11 protein-coding genes and 2 tRNA genes are annotated in these 13147 nt (G+C 69.7%); 3 read left to right on the top strand and 10 right to left on the bottom strand.

Going from position 1 to position 13147, the window contains the following annotated elements:
- Positions 1–134: 134 nt before the first annotated feature.
- Positions 135–2756, bottom strand: coding sequence for a valine--tRNA ligase (locus ACFYUZ_RS00625; RefSeq protein ID WP_389305024.1), 2622 nt, complete (start codon positions 2754–2756; stop codon positions 135–137).
- A gap of 138 nt (positions 2757–2894) precedes the next feature.
- Here ACFYUZ_RS00625 and ACFYUZ_RS00620 point away from each other — a divergent pair, with 138 nt between their 5' ends.
- Positions 2895–3839 carry a hypothetical protein gene (locus tag ACFYUZ_RS00620; protein ID WP_389305023.1) on the top strand — a complete coding sequence of 315 codons (945 nt, stop codon included), beginning with the start codon at positions 2895–2897 and terminating at the stop codon, positions 3837–3839.
- A gap of 69 nt (positions 3840–3908) precedes the next feature.
- On the opposite strand, the gene clpX is transcribed toward ACFYUZ_RS00620, so the two are convergent.
- The 5 genes from clpX to ACFYUZ_RS00595 all read right to left on the bottom strand — a co-directional run bounded on the left by clpX (position 3909) and on the right by ACFYUZ_RS00595 (position 8587).
- The gene (gene clpX / locus ACFYUZ_RS00615; RefSeq protein ID WP_015033605.1) at positions 3909–5192 is read right to left on the bottom strand and encodes an ATP-dependent Clp protease ATP-binding subunit ClpX; all 1284 of its coding nucleotides are present in this window, start codon (positions 5190–5192) and stop codon (positions 3909–3911) included.
- A gap of 174 nt (positions 5193–5366) precedes the next feature.
- Positions 5367–6029, bottom strand: coding sequence for an ATP-dependent Clp protease proteolytic subunit (locus ACFYUZ_RS00610; protein WP_352017587.1), 663 nt, complete (start codon positions 6027–6029; stop codon positions 5367–5369).
- A 65-nt stretch (positions 6030–6094) separates the two neighbouring features.
- Entirely contained in the window at positions 6095–6712 is a 618-nt protein-coding gene (locus ACFYUZ_RS00605; RefSeq protein ID WP_043221565.1) for an ATP-dependent Clp protease proteolytic subunit, read from the bottom strand.
- Between the two features lie 241 nt (positions 6713–6953).
- Positions 6954–8339, bottom strand: a complete 1386-nt coding sequence (tig, locus tag ACFYUZ_RS00600) for a trigger factor (RefSeq protein WP_389305022.1) — start codon at positions 8337–8339, stop codon at positions 6954–6956.
- A 171-nt stretch (positions 8340–8510) separates the two neighbouring features.
- Positions 8511–8587 (bottom strand) — tRNA-Pro (locus tag ACFYUZ_RS00595).
- Between the two features lie 132 nt (positions 8588–8719).
- Here ACFYUZ_RS00595 and ACFYUZ_RS00590 point away from each other — a divergent pair.
- Positions 8720–8793: transfer RNA gene (locus tag ACFYUZ_RS00590), tRNA-Gly, on the top strand.
- Between the two features lie 62 nt (positions 8794–8855).
- Here ACFYUZ_RS00590 and ACFYUZ_RS00585 read toward each other — a convergent pair.
- Entirely contained in the window at positions 8856–9050 is a 195-nt protein-coding gene (locus tag ACFYUZ_RS00585) for a hypothetical protein (RefSeq protein ID WP_015033610.1), read from the bottom strand.
- Positions 9051–9205: 155 nt separating this feature from the next.
- Complete coding sequence (locus ACFYUZ_RS00580; RefSeq protein ID WP_389305021.1) at positions 9206–10351, bottom strand: PP2C family protein-serine/threonine phosphatase; 1146 nt, start codon at positions 10349–10351, stop codon at positions 9206–9208.
- A gap of 106 nt (positions 10352–10457) precedes the next feature.
- Between ACFYUZ_RS00580 and ACFYUZ_RS00575 the strand changes: the two genes are divergently transcribed.
- Complete coding sequence (locus ACFYUZ_RS00575; RefSeq protein WP_389305019.1) at positions 10458–11687, top strand: GNAT family N-acetyltransferase; 1230 nt, start codon at positions 10458–10460, stop codon at positions 11685–11687.
- A gap of 8 nt (positions 11688–11695) precedes the next feature.
- On the opposite strand, the gene ACFYUZ_RS00570 is transcribed toward ACFYUZ_RS00575, so the two are convergent.
- Positions 11696–12505, bottom strand: a complete 810-nt coding sequence (locus ACFYUZ_RS00570) for an Fpg/Nei family DNA glycosylase (protein WP_389305017.1) — start codon at positions 12503–12505, stop codon at positions 11696–11698.
- The gene (locus ACFYUZ_RS00565; RefSeq protein ID WP_389305015.1) at positions 12505–12999 is read right to left on the bottom strand and encodes a ribose-5-phosphate isomerase; all 495 of its coding nucleotides are present in this window, start codon (positions 12997–12999) and stop codon (positions 12505–12507) included. The genes ACFYUZ_RS00570 and ACFYUZ_RS00565 overlap by 1 nt, the downstream gene beginning before the upstream one ends.
- Positions 13000–13147 lie beyond the last annotated feature (148 nt).

Raw genomic sequence — 13147 nt, 5'->3', positions numbered from 1 at the left:
TCCTCCATCATCCCGGGTCTTTCGTCCCGACCTCCTGGACTTCGGTCACAAGTCGCGTGATGTCACCCACAAACGGACAAAACGCGAAAGGGCCCGGAACCGCGTCGCGCGGTTCCGGGCCCCTTCGTCGCGTACTAGGCCTGCGGCAGGTTCGCCAGCTGGGCCTGGATGCGGGCGATGTCCTCGTCCGCCTTGGCGAGGCGGGTACGGATCTTGTCGACCACGTTGTCCGGGGCCTTGGCGAGGAAGGCCTCGTTGCCGAGCTTGCCCTCGGCCTGGGCCTTCTCCTTCTCGGCCGCCGCGAGGTCCTTCGCGAGGCGCTTGCGCTCGGCGGCGACGTCGATCGTGCCCGAGAGGTCGAGCGCGACGGTGGCACCGGCGACCGGCAGGGAGGCGGTGGCGGAGAAGCCCTCGCCCTCCGGCTGGAGGCGCAGCAGCTGGCGGATGGCGGCCTCGTGCGCCGCGAGCGGGGTGCCGTCCAGCTCCAGGCGGGCCGGGACCTTCTGACCGGGCTGGAGGCCCTGGTCGGCGCGGAAGCGGCGCACCTCGGTGACGACCTGCTGCAGGTTCTCGATCTCGGCCTCGGCGGCGTCGTCGCGGAAGCCGCTGTCCTTCGGCCACTCGGCGACGACCAGGGACTCACGCCCGGTGAGCGTGGTCCACAGCGCCTCGGTGACGAACGGGACGATCGGGTGCAGCAGGCGCAGCATGACGTCCAGGACCTCGCCGAGGACCCGGCCGGAGACCTTGGCCTGCTCGCCGCCGGCGAAGAACGTCGTCTTCGACAGCTCGACGTACCAGTCGAAGACCTCGTCCCACGCGAAGTGGTAGAGCGCGTCGCTGAGCTTCGCGAACTGGTAGTCCTCGTAGAGCGCGTCGACCTGGGCGACCGTCTTGTTGAGACGGGACAGGATCCAGCGGTCGGTCGCCGACAGCTGCTCGACCGGGGGCAGGTCGCCCTCGATCGTCGCGCCGTTCATCAGCGCGAAGCGGGTGGCGTTCCAGATCTTGTTGGCGAAGTTCCGGGAGGCCTTGACCCAGTCCTCGCCGATCGGGACGTCGACGCCCGGGTTGGCGCCGTTGGCCAGGGTGAAGCGGACGGCGTCGGAGCCGTACTGGTCCATCCAGTCCAGCGGGTTGACCACGTTGCCGAAGGACTTCGACATCTTCTTGCCGTTCTGGTCACGGACCATGCCGTGCAGGGCGATGGTGTGGAACGGCGGGGTGCCGTCCATCGCGTACAGACCGAACATCATCATCCGGGCGACCCAGAAGAAGAGGATGTCGTAGCCGGTGACCAGGACGGAGTTCGGGTAGAACTTCTCGAGGCTCTCGGTCCGCTCGGGCCAGCCCAGCGTGGAGAAGGGCCACAGGCCGGACGAGAACCAGGTGTCCAGGACGTCCGTGTCCTGGTGCCAGCCCTCGCCCGTCGGCGGCTGCTCGTCCGGTCCGACGCAGACGACCTCGCCGTTCGGGCCGTACCAGACCGGGATGCGGTGGCCCCACCACAGCTGGCGCGAGATGCACCAGTCGTGCAGGTTGTCGACCCAGTCGAAGTACCGCTTCTCCATCTCCTGCGGGTGGATCTTGACCTTGCCGTCGCGGACCGCGTCACCGGCGGCCTTCGCGAGCGGGCCGACCTTGACCCACCACTGCATCGACAGGCGCGGCTCGATGGTGGTCTTGCAGCGCGAGCAGTGGCCGACGGAGTGGACGTACGGACGCTTCTCGGCGACGATCCGGCCCTCGGCGCGCAGGGCGGCGACGATGGCGGAACGGGCCTCCAGGCGGTCCAGGCCCTGGAAGGGGCCGTGGACGGTGATGACCGCGCGCTCGTCCATGACGGCGAGGTTCGGCAGGCCGTGGCGCTGGCCGATCTCGAAGTCGTTCGGGTCGTGCGCCGGGGTCACCTTGACGGCACCGGTGCCGAACTCGGGGTCGACGTGCGTGTCGGCGACGACCGGGATCGTACGGTCCGTCAGCGGCAGCTTGATCTGCTTGCCGACCAGGTGCTTGTAGCGCTCGTCGTCGGGGTGGACGGCGACGGCCGTGTCGCCGAGCATCGTCTCGGCGCGGGTGGTGGCGACGACCAGGGAGTCGTCGCCCTCGCCGTAGCGGATGGAGACGAGCTCGCCCTCGTCGTCCTGGTACTCGACCTCGATGTCCGAAATGGCCGTCAGACAGCGCGGGCACCAGTTGATGATGCGCTCGGCGCGGTAGATCAGCTCGTCGTCGTAGAGCTTCTTGAAGATGGTCTGGACGGCCTGGGACAGGCCCTCGTCCATGGTGAAGCGCTCACGGGACCAGGCGACGCCGTCACCCAGGCGCTTCATCTGGCCGGAGATCTGGCCACCGGACTCCGCCTTCCACTGCCAGACGCGCTCGACGAACGCCTCGCGGCCCAGGTCGTGGCGGGACTTGCCCTCCTTGGCGAGCTCGCGCTCGACGACGTTCTGGGTGGCGATGCCGGCGTGGTCCATGCCGGGCTGCCACAGCGTCTCGAAGCCCTGCATGCGCTTGCGGCGGGTGAGGGCGTCGATCAGCGTGTGCTCGAAGGCGTGGCCCAGGTGGAGCGAACCGGTGACGTTCGGCGGCGGGATGACGATGGTGTACGGCGGCTTCTCGCTCTTCGCGTCCGCCTCGAAGTACCCGCGCTCTACCCAGCGCTCGTACAGCGGCCCCTCTACCTCGGCCGGCGCGTAGGTGGTCGGCAGTTCGGTGGTGGGCGCTGTCTGCTGCTGAGTGTTCTCGGTCACGGGGCCAGTTTAGAGGTGTCGCGGTCCTGTCCTGAAACGCTTTGGTTCGGTAACGGTGTGGCCCCCGCCGCACTGGCCGGCCGACGGTTCCGCCAGGATGTTCGCCAGGCATAAACATCCTGTGAGGGGAACCTGTCGATGAGCTACAACCAGCCGGGCCCGTACGGCGGCCAGCAGCCCGGTCCCTACGGCCAGCCGGGCCCGTACGGCCAGCCGCCGCAGCAGCCGGGCCCGTACGGCCAGCCGCAGGCTCCGCAGCCGGGTTACGGATACCCCCAGCAGGCCCCGCAGGGCGTCCCGCCGCAGCAGCCCCCCTACGGCTACCCGCAGCAGCCCGCCCCCTACGGCCAGCAGCCCCAGTACGGCGCGCCGCAGGGCCCCGGCGGCTACATGCCCCACCCCCCGGCCCCGAAGAAGTCCAAGGCCGGCTGGATCATCGGCGCGGTCGCGGTGGTCGCGGCGATCGGCGTGGGCGCGTACTTCGTGCTGGGCGGGGGCGGCGGCGCCTCGGTCGCGGACGACGGCCCCCACAAGCTGATCACGCCGGAGACGGTGCTGGGCGAGTACAAGAAGGGCCCTGACAAGGGCAAGTCGAGCGGCGACGACTCCCTCAAGGAGGCCGAGCAGAACGGCGTCAAGAACGCCCAGCAGGTCAAGGCCTCCTACCAGGTGGAGAACAAGGCCAACCCGCTCGCGGCCAAGATGCTCTCCTTCAACGGTCTGTACGGCGAGATCGAGGACCCCGAGAAGGTCGTCGACGCCATCTTCACCAGCGCCAAGACCGAGGCCGACAAGGACGCCGGCAAGGGCGACGCGCCGCAGCTGGAGGGCAGCCCCCAGGCGTACACGCCCGCCGACCTCGACGGCGCGGTCCTGAAGTGCCAGCAGGCCAAGACGAAGGCCGACGCGTCCACCGGCGCGCCCGCGTTCACCATCCCGATGTGCGTGTGGGCCGACCACAGCACCGTGGGCTTCGTCGTCCCGGTCGACATGGCTTCGATGATGGCGGGCAAGGGCGGCTCCCTCGAGGACGCCGCCTCCATCACCGCCAAGCTCCGCAAGGAGGTCCGCGTCAAGTCCTGATCCGCGGCCCGCGCACGGAGAAGGGGCGCCCCACCGGTCGGTGGGGCGCCCCTTCCATGTCCGTACGGCTCAGGCCGACTTCTCGTGCCTGCCGTCGTTCTTCACGATCCGCGGGACCAGCGTCGGGTTGACGTTGTTGCGGACGACGTCGGCCGTGATGACCACGCGGGCCACGTCCTTGCGGGACGGGACCTCGTACATCACCGACTGGAGGACCTCCTCCATGATGGCGCGCAGGCCGCGCGCGCCGGTGCCGCGGAGGATCGCCTGGTCGGCGATGGCCTCCAGGGCCGGGCGGTCGAAGTCCAGCTCCACGCCGTCGAGTTCGAAGAGGCGCTGGTACTGCTTCACCAGCGCGTTGCGCGGCTCGACCAGGATCTGGAGGAGCGCCTCGCGGTCCAGGTTGTGGACGGAGGTGAGGACGGGGAGACGGCCGATGAACTCGGGGATCATCCCGAACTTCACCAGGTCCTCCGGCATGACCTCCTGGAACTGGTCGCTCGCCTCGATCTCGCGCTTGGAGCGGATGGTCGCCCCGAAGCCGATGCCCTTGGCGCCCGCCCGCGACTCGATGATCTTCTCCAGGCCGGCGAAGGCGCCGCCCACGATGAAGAGCACGTTCGTCGTGTCGATCTGGATGAACTCCTGGTGCGGGTGCTTCCGGCCGCCCTGCGGCGGGACGGAGGCCGTGGTGCCCTCCAGGATCTTGAGGAGGGCCTGCTGCACGCCCTCGCCGCTCACGTCACGCGTGATCGACGGGTTTTCGCTCTTACGGGCGACCTTGTCGATCTCGTCGATGTAGATGATCCCGGTCTCGGCCTTCTTGACGTCGTAGTCGGCCGCCTGGATCAGCTTGAGCAGGATGTTCTCGACGTCCTCGCCGACGTAGCCGGCCTCCGTCAGCGCCGTCGCGTCGGCGATGGCGAACGGGACGTTGAGCATGCGGGCCAGGGTCTGGGCCAGGAGCGTCTTGCCCGAACCCGTGGGACCCAGCAGCAGAATGTTGGACTTCGCCAGCTCGATGGCGTCGTCACGGCCCTGCGCGCCGCCGTTCTCGCCGGCCTGGACGCGCTTGTAGTGGTTGTACACCGCGACCGAGAGGGCCTTCTTCGCGGGCTCCTGCCCGACGACGTACCCCTCGAGGAACTCGTAGATCTCGCGGGGCTTGGGGAGTTCCTCCCAGCGCACCTCGCTCGTCTCCGCGAGTTCTTCCTCGATGATCTCGTTGCAGAGGTCGATGCACTCGTCGCAGATGTACACACCGGGTCCCGCGATGAGCTTCTTCACCTGCTTCTGGCTCTTTCCGCAGAACGAGCACTTGAGCAGATCGCCGCCATCACCGATGCGTGCCACGAGGTGCTTCCCCTTCGCCTGGGAGCGCTTGGTTCAGCGACTCCTGGTGCCTCATATTCGACGGTACCTTGCCGGGCCCCCCGTTCGGGCCCCCCTTGGCACGGTTCACATGGTCGCGATTCGGCCACACGGGCCGTCAGGGCCTCGTGAACCGTGCCAGGGGAAGGTCGGGCGTCAGCGCTCGGCGGAGGCCGTGCTCTTACGGGTCGAGACGATCTGGTCGACGAGCCCGTACGCCAGGGCGTCCTCGGCCGTCAGGATCTTGTCGCGCTCGATGTCGTCGCGGATCTTCTCGATCGGCGTCGAGGAGTGCTTGGCCAGCATCTCCTCCAGCTGGCTGCGCATCCGCAGGATCTCGTTGGCCGCGATCTCCAGGTCGGAGAGCTGCTCACGGCCGGTGCCGCCGGAGGGCTGGTGGATCAGCACGCGGGCGTTCGGCAGGGCCATCCGCTTGCCGGGGGTGCCGGCGGCGAGCAGCACGGCCGCGGCGGAGGCCGCCTGGCCCATGCAGACCGTCTGGATGTCGGGCTTCACGAACTGCATCGTGTCGTAGATGGCCGTGAGGGCGGTGAAGGAGCCGCCCGGGCTGTTGATGTAGATCGAGATGTCGCGGTCCGGGTCCATCGACTCCAGGCACAGGAGCTGCGCCATGACGTCGTTGGCGGAGGCGTCGTCGATCTGCACGCCGAGGAAGATCACGCGCTCCTCGAAGAGCTTCGCGTACGGGTCGTACTCGCGCACGCCCTGCGAGGTGCGCTCGACGAAGCGCGGCACGACGTAGCGGTTGTCCATCGGCGCGCCGGTGTAGAGGCCGCTCGGGGAGAGGTTGTTCTGCATCTGGGTGTTCACCGTCCTGGTGGCGTTCGGCGGAGGTCTTGGGCTCTTCGGCGGGCTGCCGGCGCTCAGGCGCCCGTGCCGCCGCCGCCCGGAACACCCGCGGCGTGCGTGATGATGTCGTCGATGAGGCCGTAGTCCTTGGCCTCCTCCGCGGTGAACCAGCGGTCGCGGTCGCCGTCGCGGATGATCGCCTCGACGGTCTGGCCCGAGTGGTGCGCGGTGATCTCGGCCATGCGCTTCTTCGTGCGCAGCAGGTACTCGGCCTGGATCTTGATGTCGGAGGCGGTGCCACCGATGCCGGCGGAGCCCTGGTGCATCAGGATGTCGGTGTTCGGCAGCGCGAAGCGCTTGCCGGGGGTGCCGCCGGTGAGCAGGAACTGGCCCATGGAGGCCGCCATGCCCATACCGATGGTGACGACGTCGTTCGGGATGTACTGCATGGTGTCGTAGACGGCCATGCCGGCCGTCACGGAGCCACCGGGGCTGTTGATGTAGAGGAAGATGTCCTTCTCCGGGTCGGCGGCCAGGAGGAGCATCTGTGCGGTGATCTTGTTGGCGATCTCGTCGTCGACCTGCTGGCCGAGGAAGATGATCCGCTCGCCGAGCAGCCGGTTGTAGACATGGTCGCCGAGGCCGCCACCGATGGACGGCTCACCCGCGGCGTAAGGCTTCAGATTCGTCACGTATCCACCTGCTCGTCTCCGACGGCCCCAAGCCGTCTCAGCGTCTTGTTCTGAGGGCAGTGCCCTCGTATTCATGGACCCTAACGCGCAGGTCGGACAACGCCATCCCGGTTCCCGAACTGTTCGCTGGGAGCGCAAGGTAGTTGGAGGCGTGTAAGCGGGTCCCGGTACGTCCACGGGCCCGTGCGCACTGCTGTGCGCACGGGCCCGTGGAACGGGGTCCGCCGGGGGGCGGGGGCCCTTACTTGTCCTCGGAGACCTCGGCCTCGCCGGTGACGGCCTCGACGGCCTCGGCGGCGGCCTCGACCTCGTCCTCGTCGTCGGAGAGGTCGACGACCTCGCCGTTGGTGTCGACGACCTTGGCGGCCTCGACGACGACCGCGAGGGCCTTGCCGCGGGCGACCTCGCCGACGAGCATCGGCACCTGGCCGCCCTGGGCCACGGCCTGGGCGAACTGGTCGGGGCTCATGCCGGAGGAGGCGGCACGGCGGAACAGGTGCTCGGTGAGCTCCTCGCGGGAGACGTCGAGCTTCTCCCTGTTGACGAGCTCATCGAGGATGAACTGCGTCTTGATGCCCTTCTCGGCCTGCTCCTTGGTCTCGGCCAGGAACTCCTCCTCGGTCTTGCCCTGGATCTCCAGGTACTTCGCGAGGTCGAGGCCCATCTGGCCGAGCTGGTGGTGCTCCAGGTTGTGCTTGCGGGTGTTGATCTCGTCCTCGAGAAGCTTCTCGGGCATCGGGACCTCGACCAGCTTGAGGAGCTCGTCGAGGACGCGCTCCTGGGCCTGGGTGGCCTGGTCGAACTGCTTCATGTTCTCGAGGCGCTTGCGGCTGTCGGCCTTGAGCTCGTCGAGGGTGTCGAACTCCGACGCCATCTGCGCGAACTCGTCGTCGAGCTCGGGGAGCTCACGGGCGGCGACGGTGGTGACCTTGACGGTGACCTCCGCGTCCTTGCCCTCGGCGGAGCCGCCCTTCAGCTGCGAGGTGAAGGTGGCCTCGCCGCCGGCCTCCAGGCCCTTGACGGCCTCGTCGATGCCGTCGAGCAGCTCGCCGGAGCCGATGGTGTACGAGACGTCGCTGGCGACACCGTCGGGCAGGACCTCGCCGTCGACCTTGGCCTCCAGGTCGATGGTGACGACGTCGCCGTCCTGGGCGGCGCGCTCGACCGGGGAGGTCGAGGCGAAGCGCTCGCGGAGCTGCTCCACGGACTTCTCGACGTCCTCGTCGGTGACCTCGACCGCGTCGACGGTGACCTCGATGCCGGAGTAGTCCGGGATCTCGATCGTCGGGCGGACGTCGACCTCGGCGGTGAAGGCCAGCAGCTCGCCGTCCTTCAGCTCGGTGATGTCGACCTCGGGCTGGCCGAGCGGGTTGACCTCGGCCTCGTTGACGGCCTCGGTGTAGAACTTCGGGAGCGCGTCGTTGACGGCCTCCTCCAGCACGGCGCCGCGGCCGAACCGCTGGTCGATCACGCGAGCCGGGATCTTGCCCTTGCGGAAGCCCTTGACCGTGACCTGCTGGTTGATCTTCTTGTACGCCGCGTCGAGGCTGTCCTTGAGCTCCTCGAAGGGCACCTCGACAGTGAGCCGAACCCGGGTCGGGTTCAGGGTCTCCACGGCGCTCTTCACGGTTCGGTCTCCTTGTGGCTGATTCCTGGAATCCGTCGGGGCCGCGTGCAGCGGTACCGGCGGGTCGGCCCGGTCAGAAAGACACACGGGCACGCAGCTTGCATAGTAACCGCAAGCGGGATGACGCCCACAACGTGATCAAGGACGCGCGAGGTGGGCGCGTGATCGTCATGGTCGGGGTGGCGGGATTTGAACCCACGGCCTTCCGCTCCCAAAGCGGACGCGCTACCAAGCTGCGCCACACCCCGTCGGTGCGACACGTAGGGTACATGGACGGGGACTGTGCGGCGCCCCTCGTTTTCCGGGTGTGCGCGAAAGCCCCCCGACCGGCTACCATGCTCCTCGTGCCGCGGTCCCCGTGACCTGCGGCGCGATGCTGTGCGGGTGTAGCTCAATGGTAGAGCACTAGTCTTCCAAACTAGCTACGCGGGTTCGATTCCCGTCACCCGCTCCACGCAGGTCAGGGCCGGTCCGGAGAGCTTCTCCGGACCGGCCCTGAATCGTTTCCCCGGGTGGTCAGAACTTGATGGAGGCCACCGTCTGCGTTATCGAGTCCAGGAAGCGCTGGATGTCGTCGGCCATGCCGGTGGAGGCGAGGAAGAAGCCGAAGAGGACCGCGACCACGGCCGGGCCGCCCTTGAGGTTTCCCCCTCGGATCAGCACCACCAGGATGATTGCCAACAGCAACACCACAGACAGTGAAATGGCCACAACTGATCACACCCTCGGTCGGTCCCGCCTTGCCCACCAGGGAGCCCCTGTCTCGGAACACCCCCCGCTGCCTCCATCGTGCCATCAACCCCCTTGCCCTCGCTGCCCGGTGACGAATCGTCGTGCAGAAGATCACGTCGCGCGCGGGCGGCCGGTCAGGCGGGGCGGGAGAGGAGCAGCAGGGCCCGGTCGTCGTTGACGTCCTTGGCGACGGCCTCGATCAGGTGCCAGGCGACGCCCTCGAAGCCCTCGGCGACGCAGCGGTCGGCCTCGCCGGTGAGGCGGTCGATGCCCTCGGCGATGTCCCGGTCGGCGGCCTCGACCAGGCCGTCGGTGAAGAGCATGAGGACGTCGCCGGGGCGCAGCGAGCCCTTGACGGGGTGGAACTCGGCCCCGTCGTAGACGCCGAGGAGGGGGCCGTCGGCGGCCTTCTCCTCCCAGCGGCCGCTGCCGGCGTGGAGCTGGAGGGCGGGCAGGTGGCCGGCGGAGAAGAGCTCGTAGTCGCCGGAGTCCAGGTCGAGGACGAGGTGGATCGAGGTGGCGAAGCCCTCGTCCCAGTTCTGCCGGAGCAGGTAGCCGTTGGCGGCCGGGAGGAAGCCGTGCGGCGGCAGCGAGCCGAGGAGTCCGCCGAAGGCGCCGGAGAGCAGCAGGGAGCGCGAGGCCGCGTCCATGCCCTTGCCGGAGACGTCGGTGAGGACGACCTCCAGGATGCGCCCGCCGTGGGTGCGGGCGGCGACGACGAAGTCGCCCGAGAAGGACTGGCCGCCGGCCGGGCGCAGCGCCATCTCGCGGTGCCAGCCCTGGGGGAGCCGGGGCAGCGCGCTCTGGACGCGGATGCGTTCGCGCAGGTCGAAGAGCATGGTGCCGCCGCGCCGCCAGGGCACGCCGACCCGGGCGCGGAACTGGGCGATGAGCAGCCCGAAGAGTCCGCAGGCGGCGACGACCAGGACGGTGCCGGGGGTGACCCGGGCCGGGCCCTGGGTGTAGGGGCCGAGGACGACGGACTCGACGATGAGGGCGCCGGCGGCCGCGGCGTACAGGGCGAGCAGGCTGGCGGGGCGCAGCAGCAGGCCGCCGGCCACGATGGGGAGGGCGAGCGCGGCGGGCGCGCACCAGACGGGGTCGACGAGGGTTCCCCAGGCGATGGCGGGGATCATCAGGAGGAGTCCGGCGAAGGCGAGCCAGTCCGCGCCGTCGCCGCGGAAGTAGTCGACGGCGGATCTGCGCAGCGCGGTACGGGCCCGGCGCACGCGCCTGCGTGTCCGGGCCGCGTACGTGTTCACTCCGGCGCGCTGTCCCATTGGCCTGGACCCTATCCATCCCGTCGGACATCGTGCAGGGGCACCCCTGTGACAAGGTGCCTGAAATCGGGTCGCCCCGGACCTGCGGCGCTGATATCGATGGCATATGACGACTGAACTGCGGGTCCTGGACCCGTCGGAGTGGGACCGCTGGTACGGGGTGCTGGAGCTTGCCTTCGGCGGTGTGCCGGAGGCACCGGAGGAGCGGCGGCTGTGGCGTGACCTGACCGAGTTCGACCGTTCCCTGGGCGTCTGGGACGGTGAGGTGTGCGTGGGCACGGCGGGGGCGTTCAGCTTCCTGCTCACGGTGCCGGGCGGGGCGTCGGTCCCGGCGGGCGGGGTGACGATGGTGAGCGTGGCGGGGACGCACCGGCGGCGCGGGATCCTGACCTCGATGATGCGGCGGCAGCTGGACGACCTGCGGGCGGCGGGCGAGTGCCTGGCCGTGCTGACGGCCTCGGAGCCGGAGATCTACGGGCGGTTCGGTTACGGCGCGGCGACGTACGCGGCGCACGCCACCATCGACAGGACACGGGTGCGGCTGACGGTGCCGGAGGGCACGGACGACGTGACGCTGCGGGTGACGTCCCCGGCGGACGCCCTGGAGGCGACCGAGGCGGTGTACGCGAAGACGGTCGCGGGCCGGCCGGGGATGCTGGCGCGGCGGCCCGGCTGGGAGCGGCAGGCGCTGCTCGACCCGCCGGGCGACCGGGAGGGCGCCTCGCCGCGGCTCTGCGTGCTCGCCGACCGGGGCGGCGAGGTCGTCGGGTACGCGCATTACGCGATCAAGCCGGACTGGTCGTTCGCGGGGGCCGACGGTTCCGTCGTGGTGCACCAGGTGGCCGGTCTCGACCCGGTCGCGGAGGCGGCGCTGTGGCGCTTCCTGTGCTCGGTGGACCTGACCGCGAAGGTGAAGATCCACAGCCGGCCGGTGGACGACGCCTGGCAGCACCTGGTGACGGACGTCCGGCGCTGCGAGCCGACGCTGCGAGAGGTGCTGTTCCTGCGGCTCGTCGAGGTGGGCGCGGCCCTGGAGGCGCGGACGTACCAGGCGCCGGTGGACGTGGTGTTCGAGGTGGAGGACGCGTTCTGTCCCTGGAACGAGGGACGGTGGCGGTTGACGGGGGACGCGAAGGGGGCCGTTTGCTCCCGGACCTCCGATCCCGCCGATCTCTCGCTGTCGGTCCGGGAACTGGGAGCCGCTTACCTGGGCGGGACCTCGTTGGTGTCGTTGGCCGCGGCGGGGCGGGTGCGTGAGCTGCGGGAGGGGGCGCTCGTGGAGGCGTCCGTCGCCTTCGGGTCACCTGTGGCGCCGTGGCTGCCGCACGGGTTCTGAAGGGGCCGTCAGCGCGTCTGGCAGTTCGGGCACCAGAAGAGGTTGCGGGCGGCCAGGTCCGCCGTGCGGATCTCGCCGCCGCAGATGTGGCACGGCAGGTTCGCGCGGCGGTAGACGTAGACCTCGCCGCCGTGGTCGTCCACGCGCGGCGGGCGGCCCATGGCCTCGGGGGTGTGCTCGGGGCGGACGGTGTCGATGCGGTTGAGGCGGACGCCTTCGCGCATGAGGAGCACCAGGTCCTCCCAGATCGCGTCCCACTCCCCCGCGGTGAGGTCCCTGCCCGCGCGGTACGGGTCGATGCCGTGCCGGAAGAGGACCTCGGCGCGGTAGACGTTGCCGACGCCCGCGATGACCTTCTGGTCCATGAGGAGGGCGGCGATCGTCGTCCGGGACCTGGAGACGCGGCGCCACGCCTTCTCCGGGCCGTCCTCCGCGCGGAGCGGGTCCGGGCCGAGCCGGTCGTGTATCGCCTGCTTCTCGGCGTCCGTGACGAGGGCGCAGGTGGTGGGGCCGCGCAGGTCGACGTACCCCTCCGGGTCGGCGAGCCGCAGCCGGACGGTGTCCGCGGGCGGCGGGGCCGGGGCGTCGCCGAAGTTCACCTTGCCGAAGAGGCCCAGGTGGATGTGGATCCATTCCCCGCCCGCGAAGGCGAGGAAGAGGTGCTTGCCGTGGGCTTCGGCGGTCTCCAGGACGGTGCCGTCGAGCAGGGCAGCCGAGTCGGCGAACTTGCCCTGGGGGCTGGAGACGCGCACGGGCCGGCCGCCGAACCGCTCGCGGTGGTCGGCGGCCAGCCGGTGGATGGTGTGCCCCTCGGGCATCAGGCGGTCGGCTCCTGCGGGTGGTGCGCCGGGATCGGGGGGAGCTCGCCGGTGTTCTCGTACGCCGTGAGCATGTCGATCCGGCGGGTGTGACGCTCGTCACCGGAGTACGGCGTGGTCAGGAAGATCTCGACGAACTTGGTCGCCTCTTCCCGGGTGTGCATCCGGCCGCCGACGGAGATCACGTTGGCGTTGTTGTGCTCGCGGCCGAGGGCGGCGGTCTGCTCGCTCCAGGCGAGGGCGGCGCGCACCCCCTTCACCTTGTTCGCGGCGATCTGCTCGCCGTTGCCGGAGCCGCCGATGACGATGCCCAGGCTGTCCGGGTCCGCGGCCGTCTTCTCGGCGGCACGCAGGCAGAACGGCGGGTAGTCGTCGAGGGCGTCGTAGATGTGGGGACCGCAGTCGACGGGCTCGTGGCCGTGGGCCTTGAGCCACTCGACGAGGTGGTTCTTTAGTTCAAAGCCGGCGTGGTCGGAACCGATATAGACGCGCATGATGCCGAGTGTGGCACGTCAGGGCCCGGGTAGCAGGCAGCGGGGTCGGGACCTTCACCCGACCCGGTACGGACCTTCGACTCTCGCGAGGTCGCCTGTACAACGATCCGGAATGAGGTCTTCCGATCACCCCCGTCCGCAGTGTTCA

It is taken from the genome of Streptomyces sp. NPDC004266 (assembly GCF_042874095.1).
In the GTDB taxonomy this organism is placed as follows: domain Bacteria; phylum Actinomycetota; class Actinomycetes; order Streptomycetales; family Streptomycetaceae; genus Streptomyces.
This window is presented reverse-complemented; position numbering and strand designations above follow the sequence as displayed.

Excerpts from the sequence above, each read along its gene's own strand:
- ACFYUZ_RS00620 (WP_389305023.1), top strand. The coding sequence starts at position 2,895 with ATGAGCTACAACCAGCCGGGCCCGTACGGCGGCCAGCAGCCCGGTCCC.
- ACFYUZ_RS00580 (WP_389305021.1), bottom strand. The coding sequence starts at position 10,351 with ATGGGACAGCGCGCCGGAGTGAACACGTACGCGGCCCGGACACGCAGG.
- ACFYUZ_RS00575 (WP_389305019.1), top strand. The coding sequence starts at position 10,458 with ATGACGACTGAACTGCGGGTCCTGGACCCGTCGGAGTGGGACCGCTGG.
- ACFYUZ_RS00570 (WP_389305017.1), bottom strand. The coding sequence starts at position 12,505 with ATGCCCGAGGGGCACACCATCCACCGGCTGGCCGCCGACCACCGCGAG.
- ACFYUZ_RS00565 (WP_389305015.1), bottom strand. The coding sequence starts at position 12,999 with ATGCGCGTCTATATCGGTTCCGACCACGCCGGCTTTGAACTAAAGAAC.
- ACFYUZ_RS00610 (WP_352017587.1), bottom strand. The coding sequence starts at position 6,029 with ATGCAGAACAACCTCTCCCCGAGCGGCCTCTACACCGGCGCGCCGATG.